The following is an 11,719-nucleotide window of genomic DNA, read 5'->3' on the forward strand; positions in this document are numbered from 1 at the left end:
AAGACCTCTACGGAGCGTAGATGCCGGGCGCCCCGAACCACTTATGCCATGAGAGACGGCATCCGATTCTCCTTGACTTGGTCTCAATGTGATATCACAATGCAATCAGCAGTCGCACGGACTGCTCGGGGACTCGCCTCCTCCCCATCGCAATCTGGAGCGCGGCGCCGGGGACGTCACGCAAACGCCGGCGCAGTCATGAAAGGAACTCACAATGAGCGTGGAAAAGCAACTCAAGGCCAAGTCGGGCTACGGCATGCTCGTCGCCGTGGCGGTGGCGCTCATCGTCATCATCGGCCTCTTTATCTGGAGCACCATCGGGCTCGCGAGCACGCCCGACGGCGTCGACGCGCCCGCAGTCTACGGATGGGGGCTCGGCCTCAGCATCCTCGCGTTTTGCCTGTGGTTCATCCCACTCAACGGATTCTTCTCGCTGCAGCCCGGCCAGGCGCGCGTGTGCATCCTGTTCGGCAAGTACGTGGGCACCGTCCGCGACGAGGGCTTCTTCTGGGCCAACCCGTTCTTTAGCAAGAGCATGGGCGGATCGGCCGGGATCGGCGAGATGATCGAGCTCGAGATGAGCGATTCCAAGGCCGCCAAGGCCGCGGCGCAGAAGGCCGCCAAGGGCAACCCCACCACTATCTCCACCCGCGTGCGCACCCTGAATGGCGAGCGCCTGAAGGTCAACGACAAAATGGGCAACCCCATCGAGATCGCAACCGTCGTGGTGTGGCACGTCGCCGATACCGCCAAGGCGCTCTTCGACGTCGACGACTACCAGAGCTATGTCGCCATGCAGGCCGAGACGGCGCTGCGCCACGTGGCGAGCGTGTACGCCTACGACCACCTGGAGGACGAGTCCGATGCCGCCGGCGCCATCACGCTGCGCGCCAATGTGGAAGAGGTCTCCGAAGCCCTGCGCCGCGAGCTCGCGATGCGCCTGGCACCCGCCGGCGTGGAGGTCGACGACGCCCGCCTCACCCATCTTGCCTACTCACCCGAGATCGCCCAGGCGATGCTGCGCCGCCAGCAGGCCGAGGCCGTCATCGCCGCGCGCAAGAAGATCGTCGAGGGCGCGGTTTCCATGGTCGAAATGGCCGTGAAGGAGATGGCCACCGGCGGCACCATCGAGCTGGACGACGAGCGCAAGGCGCAGATGGCCAGCAACCTCATGGTGGTGCTCTGCGGTGAATCCGAGGCGCACCCGGTGCTCAACGCAGGCTCGCTGTACTAACCCCAACACCAATGAGTAATTTGGGACGGGTGCAGAATTGCACATTCAACAAGAAGGCACGTCATGGCACGCAAGCAGTATCCACTCCGTATAGACCCCGCTATCTGGGAGGCCGTCCAACGCTGGGCGGACGATGAGATGCGCAGCGCCAACGGTCAGGTGGAATGGATCTTGCGAGACGCCCTCAAACGCGCGGGAAGGCTGCCGAAGAAAGAGCCCTCATCCAAGGACGCGCCCAAAGGCGAGGAGGGCTAAGCTGGGAAGACAGGGCTCGGCCGCTGCCGACGTCGGGACAAAGCCGCGCCCCGCGCCGCGGTCGAGGCAGAGCTGAGCCCCGCCGCTCCAAAGTCGAGCCGAGCGGTGGGGCCAACACCAACCCAAAGCAAGCTCGCCCCCTCTATACGCACCAACCGGTCCCCGGAGGCATCCGCCTTTGGGGACCGTTCTTTTCCCAGCTAGATGTCGTATATAAAGCCTTTTGACAGCTCGATTTTGCCCCGTGGGGGTCAAATATAAAGACCTTTGATGGTACGATGCTCGCGTCAATGACATGGTGGCTCTCGACAGGGGTCACCCCGACCCTCTAGGGAGCAAACGCATGGAGCTGGGCTCGCACATCAAGGAGCATCGCACGGAGCTCGGACTGTCCCAAGACGATCTGGCGGAGCGCATCTACGTGTCGCGCCAGACCATCAGCAACTGGGAGTGCGGCCGTACGTATCCGGATGTCCAGAGCCTGCTGCTGCTTTCCAACGTGTTCGGGGTGACCGTGGACTCCCTCATCAAAGGAGATGTGGAAACCATGGCACAGGTAATGAACGAAGCAGTTAAGAAGTACAACGCCCTCTCCACGATCACGGTCGCGAGCGCGGTCGTGTTCCTGGCGCTGAGCGCGTGGGCGGCGTTCCAGTTCGAATGGGGCTGGGGCGCCCACATCGCGCCCACCGCGGCGTTCGCCGCCGTGGCGCTCGTCGTGATGCTCGTGGCGTTCGTGTATATGGAGCGCATGAAGAAGCAGCACGACCTCGTCACGTACCGCGAGGTGCTGGCGTTCAGCCGCGGCGAGCAGGTCGAGCGCGACACGCTCGAGGGACACCGCGAGCGCGAGATGAACCCCTGGGTCAAGGGCGCGCGTAACGGCGTGCAGATCATCCTCGGCGCGATCGCCGGCGGCATGGTTGGCGTCGGCATCGGCATGCTCGCCAAGATGTTGAGCTAGGTAGATCTGCAGACCGGATGGCCTTTCGCCGGCACGATCGCCCCCGTTCCCGCCCCTCGTGGCAGAATGGGGGCGATTCTCGTTGAGGAGGCCCCATGAACGCAACCGCGCGCGCATCGCTCATCTCCGCAGCCGCCATCGCCGCCGCATGCTGGGCGGTTCCCGCCCTCCCGGTCGGCGCCGTCCCGCCCGATGCGGGGATGTTCGCCATGATGGCGCTCCTCTACGCCCTTCTCCCAATCATTGCGGTCGCCCTCGGCATGCTCGCCGCGGGCTCCGCGCGAACGCTCTTCTGGGTGCCCGCGGCGCTCGGGGCCGCCTTCGCCCTCCTGTTTCCCCTCGCGGTCGAGGGCAGCCAGGACATCGCGTTCTACGGCATCGCCTACGCCGCAATCGGCTACACCGCCATGGTCCTGCGCGTCAGCATGGCCAAGCGGTGTCGCCCACCACGTTGAACCAGATGTCCATAAAGGGCCGTACGGGTCCGGCACTTTCGGTGCACCCATCTGATCTTTGGGCGCCTACCGGATCTTCGGTGCGTCTACCGGATCTTCGGTGCGTCTACCGGATCTTCGGTGCATCTGTGAACCATTTTCCATTCGGTTTATCATGCTCAGGTGCACCGAAGTTTTCAAAGTGCTCCGAAGATGAAATGAGATGCGCATTGGGCGCCCAACGTTTCAAAGAGCTCGGTGCGTATCTAGCCAATCAAAGAGGCCCGCATATAGGGCGCACATCACTCCAATCGCACCACGATTCATGAATCTCCCAGCTCACAAGCGTGTACAACAGATTTTGCAGCGGGCGGTGAAGTGTTCCGCGTAAGATGTACAACAGATTCGATAGCGCACCCGACGTGTTCGCGGGACGCTCCTTCACGACCGGGAGGTGACGATGGACATCAGCAACCAGATCAAGACGAGGCGCGAGGCGATGGGGCTCTCCCAAGAACAGCTCGCCGAGAAACTCTACGTGTCGCGTCAGACGATCTCGAACTGGGAGCGGGACAAGACGTATCCGGACGTCCAGAGCCTGCTCATGCTGAGCATCCTATTCGACACCTCCATAGACACGCTCGTGAAGGGAGACGTGACCGTTATGGAAGAGGCAGTCGAAAGAGACCGCAAGCGCATGGGAACGCGGATGCTATGGCTGGCCGTGCTGATGCTCGCGTTGCTGGCGGTGGCGTTCGCGCTGATACTGTCGCCGGCGTTTAACTGGATGGAGGGCACCTGGGGCGTCGGCGTCGCCGCGGCTGCGGCGTTCCTGCCGGCGATAGCGGCGCTTGTTGTCGCGACCGTCCTCGAGCGCATCAAGCGCGAGAACGACCTGGTGACATACCGCGAGATCCTCGCTGTCCGCAATGCAGACAGGTGCTTTACAGCCACAAGCGCGATAGTTTCAACAACAAGATGCAGTGCCCCAGAGCCCCTAGCAGTCGACGATGGTCTTGCCGATCATGATGTTGAGGATCTCGACGTCGGTATCCTTCATGCCAACGCGGCCCACATAGCCCATGCTGGCGATCGTCTCTTCCACCGTATCCTGAATCAGGCCCTCGCCGGCACGGAAGCCGCGGCCCTGCATGGCCATATCGTGGCCCAGAATCGCCGCATCAACGGCAGCGGAAATCTTAGCGGCGCAGCTTGCCTTGGCGCCATCGCACACGATGCCGCCCACGTTACCGAGCGTATTGGAGACCGTCGCGCCGATCTGCTCGCGCGTGCCACCGCACAGCCAGGTAATCGCCGCGCCGGCACCGCACGCAGCGCAAATAGCACCGCAAAACGCCGAGAGCGCACCAATATAGCTCTTGATATGCACGGCAATAAGATCAGACAGCATCACGGCGCGCACCAGGCGCTCGTGGTCGCAGCGCAGGTAATCGGCATATTCCATAACGGGCAACGCACAGGTAATACCCTGGTTGCCCGAGCCGCACACAATGGCGACCGGTAGCGCACAGCCGTTCATACGGGCGTCAGACCCGGCGGCCGCACGCGCACGCGCACGGCAGGCGACATCGTCGGCGCGAGCGCCCAGCAGCGTACGGCCCACCTCGGCGCCCCAAGCGTTCACCAAGCCCTCGGCGCTAATAGCGCCGTTCAGCTCAATCTGACGCTCAACGGCAGCGCGGGCGCCCTCGATGTCGCCGTCCTCGATAAAGTCAATGATAGACTCAATCGACATGGGCGTATCGGCGGCACGCTCGGCCACGACGAGCTCGGCGCAGGCGGCACACTCCCCCGCCGACTTGCCACACATCGGAATGCCATCGAGTGTATGGCACGTAACATTGGTGTGATGGTCGGTGATCTCGACGACCGCAGTATGACCTCCGGCCGTGGCAGTCACCTTAATGTAGAGGTTGGGCACACCCTCGACAAGCGACACATCGCAGTAGTCGGCATCGGAGAGCAGCTCGGTCACGCGAGCACGGTCTGCATCGCCAACACTCTCGAGCACCTCGAGCGCGCTCTTGGCGTCACCGCCCACGGCACCCAGCACGGCCGCGGCCTCAATACCGTGCATACCGCCCGAGTTGGGCACGGTCACGCTCTTTACGTTCTTGATGATGTTGCCCGAGCAGGCAACATCCATATGTTCGGGTTCGCAACCGAGCGTCTGGCTCGCCAGCGCCGCCGCATAGGCAACGGCAATGGGCTCGGTGCAGCCGAGCGCACAGACAAGCTCGCGGTTCAAAACACCACAAAACGCGGTATCACGGATGGAATCGGTAGGCATAGGTATCTCCTACATGTATAACGGGTTGCTCTCGCAAGTATCAACTTCTCCATTTGATAACAAGGCACCAAAAACCGCAAGTCGAGTTCCGGCAGACGGCCGCCAGAAGCAAATTGGCGGCATTTTTCGTGATGGACTGATGTTCGTGTCCGCTAAAGCGTTTGACCAAAAAACGCCCGAGTGTTTAGGCAAAAGACGCGCTATCATGCAGTCGAACGCGGTAAAACCTTTAGCAATTCCGCCGCACGGACCAGAGAGGAACCACTCATGAAGATCGGTATCGGCAACGACCACGCCGCCGTCGAGCTCAAGAACATCATTTCCGAGCACCTGAAGGAGCGCGGCTGCGAGGTCGTGAACTTTGGCACCGACACCTCCGAGAGCTTTGATTACCCCATCGCCGGCTACAAGGTGGGCAAAGCTGTAGCCAACGGCGACGTCGATCTGGGCATCCTGATCTGCGGCACCGGTGTCGGGATTAGCTTGGCCGCCAACAAGGTCGAGGGCGTTCGTGCCGTCGTGTGCTCCGAGCCCTTCAGCGCCAAGCTCTCGCGCATGCACAACAACACCAACGTGCTCGCCTTTGGCGCCCGCGTCGTGGGCTCCGAGCTCGCCAAGATGATCGTCGACGAGTGGCTCGATGCCGAGTTCGAGGGCGGCCGTCACGAGCGTCGCGTCAATCTCCTCAACGAGATCGACCAGACCCGCGGCCTCAAGGTCGTCGACGAAGCTTAAAGACCTACAACGCCATACGCCAACGAAAACCCCCGTCCGGAACGCAAATCCGGGCGGGGGCTCTATATTAGATTTTTGGGGCATGCCTAGAAATCTACCTTTCGCAGTCCATGTGCGACAAAAGGTAGATTTCTAGCCATATCCCAAAAATCTACTGGGATAAAAAGGGCGCCGCGGATGGAGTTCCGCGGCGCCTAAGCCACACGCTAACAGCTTTAAGGAGTCAAAGCTGGTTTAGCCAAAGAAGCGCTTGATCTCGATCTCGGCGTTCTCCAGGCAGTCGGAGCCGTGAATCACGTTGGCGTTGACATCGACAGCGAAGTCGCCGCGGATGGTGCCGGGGGCAGCATCAAGCGGGTTGGTAGCGCCCATAAGAGTGCGCATCTTGGAGACAGCAGAAAGACCGGAAACGACCATCTTGACGACCGGACCGCTCGTCATAAAGTCGCAGAGACCGCCAAAGAAAGGCTTGTCGGCCAGATGAGCGTAGTGCTCCTCGACGGTAGCGCGCTCGAGCGTGGTCATCTCCATGCGCTCGATGACAAGGCCGCTGCGCTCAATGCGAGCAACGATCTCGCCGATCTTGCGATCGCGCACGGCGTCGGGCTTAATCATGATGAAGGTCTTCTCGATAGCCATAAGGTAGCCTTTCAAGTAGGTTCGCGCGTGCCCAAGTCCCATTCCGGCACTCGCCTGGACTGCATCGTAACAGAGTTTTAGCTGCAGTTAAACAAAAAGATGTTTATTGAATCGCTGCAATTAATTGAAGCGTTCCATATGTGTCACTTCTGTTTCGAAGCCCGACTAGAGTACCATCCGACTACCCATCAACCGCACCGAACCGAGCGGACGGTCGGTTGCCGCCTGTGAACGTACCCCCCTTCACAACCTGCCCAAAGGTCCTACAGAAGTTCTCGACAAGCCCCTCCCCCATTACAACAAAATACAGACGCCCACATCAGCAGACGCCCGTAAGAAGCAAAAACGATTTATCAATAAATGGCCAATAAGCCTCAAGCAAACCCTTACTTTGCCCCGTGGCCCATCTCGACGACCTTGGTCAGCGATCCAAACACGCCCTCGTCGGCCACGAGCTGTACCTCGGCACGCTCCAGCTGGACGGCAACGGCGGCAGGAGCGGTACCGCCCTCGGTCGTGCGCGCAGCGACAATCGACGGGATATCGAGCGCCTCGGTAATATCGCGCTCAAAGAGCGGACTTGCCTCCTGGAACACCTCGAACGGCAGGTCCTCAAGATTGCAGCCGTGCTTCTCGCACATCAGGACCAGATGGCCCACCACGGCGTGCGCCTCGCGGAACGGCAGGCCGCGCTTAGCCAGGTAATCGGCAACGTCGGTAGCCGCAAGGTGACCCACGCCGCACTCGCGCGCCATGGCATCCTCGTTGACAGTCCAGGTCGAAATCATGCCGGCCATAACGGACAGGCACTGCATGAGCGTATGGGCAGTATCGAGCGCACCCTCCTTGTCCTCCTGCAGGTCCTTGTTATAGGCCAACGGCAAGCCCTTCATGGTCACCAGTAGCTGCACCAGGTTGCCGTAGACGCGGCCGCTCTTGCCGCGGATCAGCTCGGCAAAGTCGGGATTTTTCTTCTGCGGCATGATGGACGAGCCGGTGGAGTAAGAGTCGGAAAGCGTGATAAAGCCAAATTCGGAGCTCGACCACAGCACGATCTCCTCGGAAAAACGCGACAGATGCATGGCCATAACGGAGCCAGCGTAATGCAGATCGAGCAGGAAATCGCGATCGGAAACAGCGTCGAGCGAGTTAGGGATCACACCCGCAAAGCCAAGTTCGGCAGCCGTCATCTGGCGATCGAGCGGATAGCTCGTGCCGGCAAGCGCGGCAGCACCCAGCGGGCAGTTGTCGGCGGCATCAAAGGCGGCCTTTAGCCGTGTAAAGTCGCGCGCGAACATCCAGGAATACGCCAGCAGATGATGCGACAGCAGCACGGGCTGAGCATGCTGCATGTGCGTGTAGCCAGGTAGAATCACTTTGTCGTACTTCTTAGCCGCATCCACCAGCACATGGCGCAGCTCAAGATTGGCCTCCATGAGCTCCCTGGCCAGCGCCTTGACGCCCAGGCGCGTATCGGTCGCCACCTGGTCGTTGCGCGAACGTCCGGTATGCAAGCGCTTACCGGCCTCGCCGATGCGACGCGTCAGCTCGCTCTCGATGGACATATGGATGTCCTCGTCGTTGATATCGAAGGTAAAGTTGCCGGCATCGATATCCTGTTCGATTCCGGTCAGGCCCTCGGCAATCGCCTGCTCGTCCTCGGCACTGATGATGCCCTGGGCCGCCAGCATTTTGGCATGCGCCTTAGAGCCAGCGATATCCTGCTTATAGAGATGTTTGTCGACCGGCAGCGACGCGCCAAACTCCTGCGTGACCTCGGCCACGCCCGCCTCAAAACGACCGCCCCAAAGAGCCATGGAACCGTCCCCTTTCTCCAAATACCAAAACAAGCGCCCAAAGCAATGCGCCATATCGCTAAAGCGATTTTTCAACCGCTAGTTTTACACATTCCCCACCGTGTGCGGAGCCATGTAGCTAATTTGCAAAGAAGTGACGCGCCATGCACTTGGCGCCCAACGTCTCTCTCCGGATGTTGCCCTGCGAACCATCGATCCAGGCCTTCAGGCTCATAGGGACGTCCTCGACCCTTGCAGCATCGAACTCGGGCGCGAGGGCAAGTAAAGCATGCGCGATAGCATTGAACATAATGGATACTCCTCATATATATAGGCGCAGAGCCGCCAAATTGATAGAAGGAGCCCCGCCGGACAACCCCGGCGGGGCTCGGACTCAGCCGCAGACGCGGCTCATATATGCGGGCGGAACGTAGGGGCCACCGATGTTAAGAAGTGTCAGCAAGCATAACGAAAGGTAGGGGCCCCGTGCGCCCGTTTTGTATCACGCGGATGGGCCGCGCGGATACCAAGGGAAGGAAAAGCCTTAGGCCTGGGCGGCAGCGGAGCTGGGGCCCTGGACCTTTGCCCACGTCTTGAGCGACAGCGTGTCGATCTCGATAAAGCCGGCGCTGGCCTTCTCGTCAAACGTAGTGTCGCGGTCGTAGGTGGCCAGACCGTAGTCGTAGAGGCTAAAGGGGCTCTTGCGGCCGACAACGTGGCAGTTGCCCTTAAAGAACTTCAGACGGACGGTGCCGGTCACGAACTTCTGGGTGTCGGCCATAAAGGCGTCGAGCGCGTTTTTGAGCGGGCTATACCACTGGCCGTTGTACACGGCGGTAGCCCAATCCTGCTCGAGCTTGATCTTGGTCTTGAGCAGATCGCCCTCAACGCAAATGTCCTCGAGCGCCTTATGGGCGGTGATAAGCGTCAGGGCGCCGGGAACCTCGTAGCACTCGCGGCTCTTGAGGCCCACCAGACGGTCCTCGACCAGGTCGAGACGGCCAAAGCCGTTGTCGCCCGAAATCTTGTTGAGGGCGATGACGATCTCGGAGAGCTTCATCTTCTTGCCGTCGACGGCGACGGGCTTGCCGGCCTCAAACTCAATCTCGGTGTAGGTCGGGGTGTCGGGCGTGTCCTCGGGATTCTTGGTCATAACCCAAGCGTCGTCGAGCGGCTCGTTCCAGGGATCCTCCAGATGGCCGCACTCAATGGCGCGACCCCACAGGTTGTCGTCGATGGAATAGGGGTTGTCGTTGGCACCCTCGGGAACCGGCACGTTGTGGGCGTGGGCATAGGCGACCTCGTCGGGGCGGCACTTCAGATCCCACTCACGAACCGGAGCGATAACCTTAAGCTCGGGATCGAGGGCCTTGACGGCAGCCTCAAAACGAACCTGGTCGTTACCCTTGCCGGTGCAGCCATGGGCAACGTAGGTCGCACCAAACTCGTGAGCGACCTCGACGAGCTTCTTGGCGAGCAGCGGACGAGACAGGGCGGAGAGCAGCGGGTACTTGTTCTCATACATGGAGTTGGCAGCGATGGCCTTAGTCAGGAACTCATCGGAGAATTCGTCGCGCAGGTCGAGCACCTGGCAATCGAGAACGCCCAGGTCGAGTGCCTTCTGCTTCTTGGCGTCCAGACCGGTCTCCTCCTGGCCCACGTTGCCGCAGACGCAAACGACATCGAGATTCTTCTCGTCTTGGAGCCACTTGACACATACGGATGTATCAAGGCCACCAGAATATGCGAGAACGACTTTTTCCTTGCTCATGGCTGTTTCCTTTCGCCCTTGGTAGCTAGTTAGAACATCGGTCAGTTGCAAGTCATTTCAAGGTCAAATACCGTGCAATATCAGGTTAAATAGCAAAAATCAGCACATACATGCCCTAGAAACATGCAGCAATGTCGTGCTAAAACCCAACGACCTCAAAATGACTCTGTTGAGGCAATTCGCCCCATGCGGACAGAGACGATTGTTATCGTCGTCGGGAAATTGCGCGCTGGCGTCGGATGGCATTGTCTGCAGTGGTGATGATCTTTACGAACTGCATCTGCCTCTCCTTTCACATATCGCCGGGCGCAATTCAAATATCGCAAACGGTACCTTTTCCTCGGTAAGCGGTTGTTTTTCCGTCTCCGTTTTCGATGGTCGCTATATTACGCTAAAGTGCCCGCAGTACAAGCGACAAATTCAAATTTCTGAAAAGTTTTTCATTACTTTGTGAATCGTGATGCAAACAGGCTTCGTTCCTGCGAAAATACGCTCGATTACCAACCGGAGGGTTATTCCGCCCGAAACAATTTAGAAACGGAAAGGCGCTTTTATGCAAACTTACGAATCGGACGCCGCTATCGGCAACATCAAGATCCTTGCCGTCGATATGGACAAGACATTGCTGACCGACGAGCGCGTACTGCCCCAGGGCCTCGATGAGCGCCTGGAAAAGCTCGCCGAGGCTGGCATCGTGTTCTGCCCCGCCAGCGGACGTCCCGCCCCCAAGCTCGAGGAGATGTTCGAGGGCATCAAAAACCGCCTTGCTTTCTGCCCCGATAACGGAGCCTGCGTGATCTACCGCGGCAACTATATCTATAAGAGCACTATCGATGTGGCGCTGTATCAGCAGGTCTTGAGCCGCGCCTCGGAGGATCCGCGCGCTGTCCCCGTCCTGTGCTGCTTCGACGAGTTTTACGTGCTTGCTCGCGACCACCAATACCACGACGAGCTCAGCGTTTACTACAACACGATCAACTACGTCGATACCTTTGAGGGCCTCGACGTCGACTCCAACAAGATCTCGATCTTCTTCCCCGCCTACGATGCCGAGCCCGCATTTCGCGAGGACTATAGCCCCGCGTTCTCGGACCAGCTCTACGTCACCAATGCCGGCCGCGAGTGGATCGACTTTATGAACCTGGGCGTCGACAAGGGTTCGGGCGTCGCGCACCTGTGCGAGCAACTCGGCATCGATATCGCCGATGCCGCCGCCGTGGGCGATACCTACAACGACATCCCCATGTTGGAGCGCGTCGGGCATAGCTATATCGTGGACAATGCCGAAGAGCATATGAACGCGCACGCCAAGTGGCGCATTCCGAGCAACAACGACGGGGGCGTACTGGCGCTCATCGATGCCATCTTGGCGGCTCGTTAACGTTGCTCGTCGGACCCGGCCGGGCGAGGCCCTAGGTTTACTTACTTGCCGCCGAGATGGCGTCTTGAGTGTCTAGTTACTTAGCTGAAATGATTTGAGCAGAGGGGAGCCCCTTGTTGGAAGGGGCTCCCCTCTGTTTTGGTTACTGTGGGATAAATTAAGGCTCTGTTAGACCAGGATTGACATTCCGCCCCGTCAT

11 protein-coding genes and 1 pseudogene are annotated in these 11,719 nt (G+C 59.8%); 7 read left to right on the forward strand and 5 right to left on the reverse strand.

Annotation, left to right across the window (positions count from 1 at the left end; translation table 11 throughout):
• Positions 1–214: 214 nt before the first annotated feature.
• The 5 genes and pseudogenes from DXD49_RS08515 to DXD49_RS10080 all read left to right on the forward strand — a co-directional run.
• Entirely contained in the window at positions 215–1,234 is a 1,020-nt protein-coding gene (locus DXD49_RS08515; RefSeq protein ID WP_117794731.1) for an SPFH domain-containing protein, read from the forward strand.
• Between the two features lie 63 nt (positions 1,235–1,297).
• Entirely contained in the window at positions 1,298–1,489 is a 192-nt protein-coding gene (locus tag DXD49_RS08520; RefSeq protein ID WP_117743601.1) for an Arc family DNA binding domain-containing protein, read from the forward strand.
• A gap of 343 nt (positions 1,490–1,832) precedes the next feature.
• Positions 1,833–2,453 carry a helix-turn-helix domain-containing protein gene (locus DXD49_RS08525; protein WP_117794732.1) on the forward strand — a complete coding sequence of 207 codons (621 nt, stop codon included), beginning with the start codon at positions 1,833–1,835 and terminating at the stop codon, positions 2,451–2,453.
• A gap of 95 nt (positions 2,454–2,548) precedes the next feature.
• A complete protein-coding gene (locus DXD49_RS08530; protein WP_117794733.1) occupies positions 2,549–2,908 on the forward strand; it encodes a hypothetical protein in 360 nt (119 codons plus the stop codon).
• Between the two features lie 478 nt (positions 2,909–3,386).
• Positions 3,387–3,470 (forward strand): annotated as a pseudogene (locus tag DXD49_RS10080) (helix-turn-helix transcriptional regulator); the annotation flags it as partial.
• A 414-nt stretch (positions 3,471–3,884) separates the two neighbouring features.
• Here the strand turns inward: DXD49_RS10080 and DXD49_RS08540 are convergent.
• Positions 3,885–5,198 (reverse strand): serine dehydratase subunit alpha family protein, encoded by a 1,314-nt coding sequence (locus tag DXD49_RS08540; RefSeq protein WP_117794734.1) that lies wholly within the window; start codon positions 5,196–5,198, stop codon positions 3,885–3,887.
• Between the two features lie 267 nt (positions 5,199–5,465).
• Here DXD49_RS08540 and rpiB point away from each other — a divergent pair, with 267 nt between their 5' ends.
• The gene (gene rpiB, locus DXD49_RS08545; RefSeq protein ID WP_055251633.1) at positions 5,466–5,933 is read left to right on the forward strand and encodes a ribose 5-phosphate isomerase B; all 468 of its coding nucleotides are present in this window, start codon (positions 5,466–5,468) and stop codon (positions 5,931–5,933) included.
• Between the two features lie 234 nt (positions 5,934–6,167).
• Here rpiB and ndk read toward each other — a convergent pair whose 3' ends face one another.
• From ndk to DXD49_RS08560, 4 genes are all read right to left on the reverse strand, one after another.
• Positions 6,168–6,572 (reverse strand): nucleoside-diphosphate kinase, encoded by a 405-nt coding sequence (ndk, locus tag DXD49_RS08550; RefSeq protein ID WP_055251725.1) that lies wholly within the window; start codon positions 6,570–6,572, stop codon positions 6,168–6,170.
• Positions 6,573–6,958: 386 nt separating this feature from the next.
• On the reverse strand, positions 6,959–8,389 hold the full coding sequence (gene argH, locus DXD49_RS08555; protein ID WP_117794735.1) for an argininosuccinate lyase: 1,431 nt from the start codon (positions 8,387–8,389) through the stop codon (positions 6,959–6,961).
• A 118-nt stretch (positions 8,390–8,507) separates the two neighbouring features.
• On the reverse strand, positions 8,508–8,678 hold the full coding sequence (locus DXD49_RS09690) for a hypothetical protein (RefSeq protein ID WP_158550218.1): 171 nt from the start codon (positions 8,676–8,678) through the stop codon (positions 8,508–8,510).
• A gap of 234 nt (positions 8,679–8,912) precedes the next feature.
• Positions 8,913–10,139 (reverse strand): argininosuccinate synthase, encoded by a 1,227-nt coding sequence (locus DXD49_RS08560; protein ID WP_035138001.1) that lies wholly within the window; start codon positions 10,137–10,139, stop codon positions 8,913–8,915.
• 553 nt (positions 10,140–10,692) lie between these two features.
• On the opposite strand from DXD49_RS08560, the gene DXD49_RS08565 reads away from it, so the two are divergent.
• Positions 10,693–11,520 carry a Cof-type HAD-IIB family hydrolase gene (locus DXD49_RS08565; RefSeq protein WP_117794736.1) on the forward strand — a complete coding sequence of 276 codons (828 nt, stop codon included), beginning with the start codon at positions 10,693–10,695 and terminating at the stop codon, positions 11,518–11,520.
• Positions 11,521–11,719: the final 199 nt, after the last annotated feature.

The sequence above is a fragment of the Collinsella sp. TM05-38 genome (assembly GCF_003466445.1).
GTDB lineage: Bacteria > Actinomycetota > Coriobacteriia > Coriobacteriales > Coriobacteriaceae > Collinsella.

Excerpts from the sequence above, each read along its gene's own strand:
- DXD49_RS08515 (WP_117794731.1), top strand. The coding sequence starts at position 215 with ATGAGCGTGGAAAAGCAACTCAAGGCCAAGTCGGGCTACGGCATGCTC.
- DXD49_RS08520 (WP_117743601.1), top strand. The coding sequence starts at position 1,298 with ATGGCACGCAAGCAGTATCCACTCCGTATAGACCCCGCTATCTGGGAG.
- DXD49_RS08525 (WP_117794732.1), top strand. The coding sequence starts at position 1,833 with ATGGAGCTGGGCTCGCACATCAAGGAGCATCGCACGGAGCTCGGACTG.
- DXD49_RS08530 (WP_117794733.1), top strand. The coding sequence starts at position 2,549 with ATGAACGCAACCGCGCGCGCATCGCTCATCTCCGCAGCCGCCATCGCC.
- DXD49_RS08540 (WP_117794734.1), bottom strand. The coding sequence starts at position 5,198 with ATGCCTACCGATTCCATCCGTGATACCGCGTTTTGTGGTGTTTTGAAC.
- rpiB (WP_055251633.1), top strand. The coding sequence starts at position 5,466 with ATGAAGATCGGTATCGGCAACGACCACGCCGCCGTCGAGCTCAAGAAC.
- ndk (WP_055251725.1), bottom strand. The coding sequence starts at position 6,572 with ATGGCTATCGAGAAGACCTTCATCATGATTAAGCCCGACGCCGTGCGC.
- argH (WP_117794735.1), bottom strand. The coding sequence starts at position 8,389 with ATGGCTCTTTGGGGCGGTCGTTTTGAGGCGGGCGTGGCCGAGGTCACG.
- DXD49_RS09690 (WP_158550218.1), bottom strand. The coding sequence starts at position 8,678 with ATGTTCAATGCTATCGCGCATGCTTTACTTGCCCTCGCGCCCGAGTTC.
- DXD49_RS08560 (WP_035138001.1), bottom strand. The coding sequence starts at position 10,139 with ATGAGCAAGGAAAAAGTCGTTCTCGCATATTCTGGTGGCCTTGATACA.
- DXD49_RS08565 (WP_117794736.1), top strand. The coding sequence starts at position 10,693 with ATGCAAACTTACGAATCGGACGCCGCTATCGGCAACATCAAGATCCTT.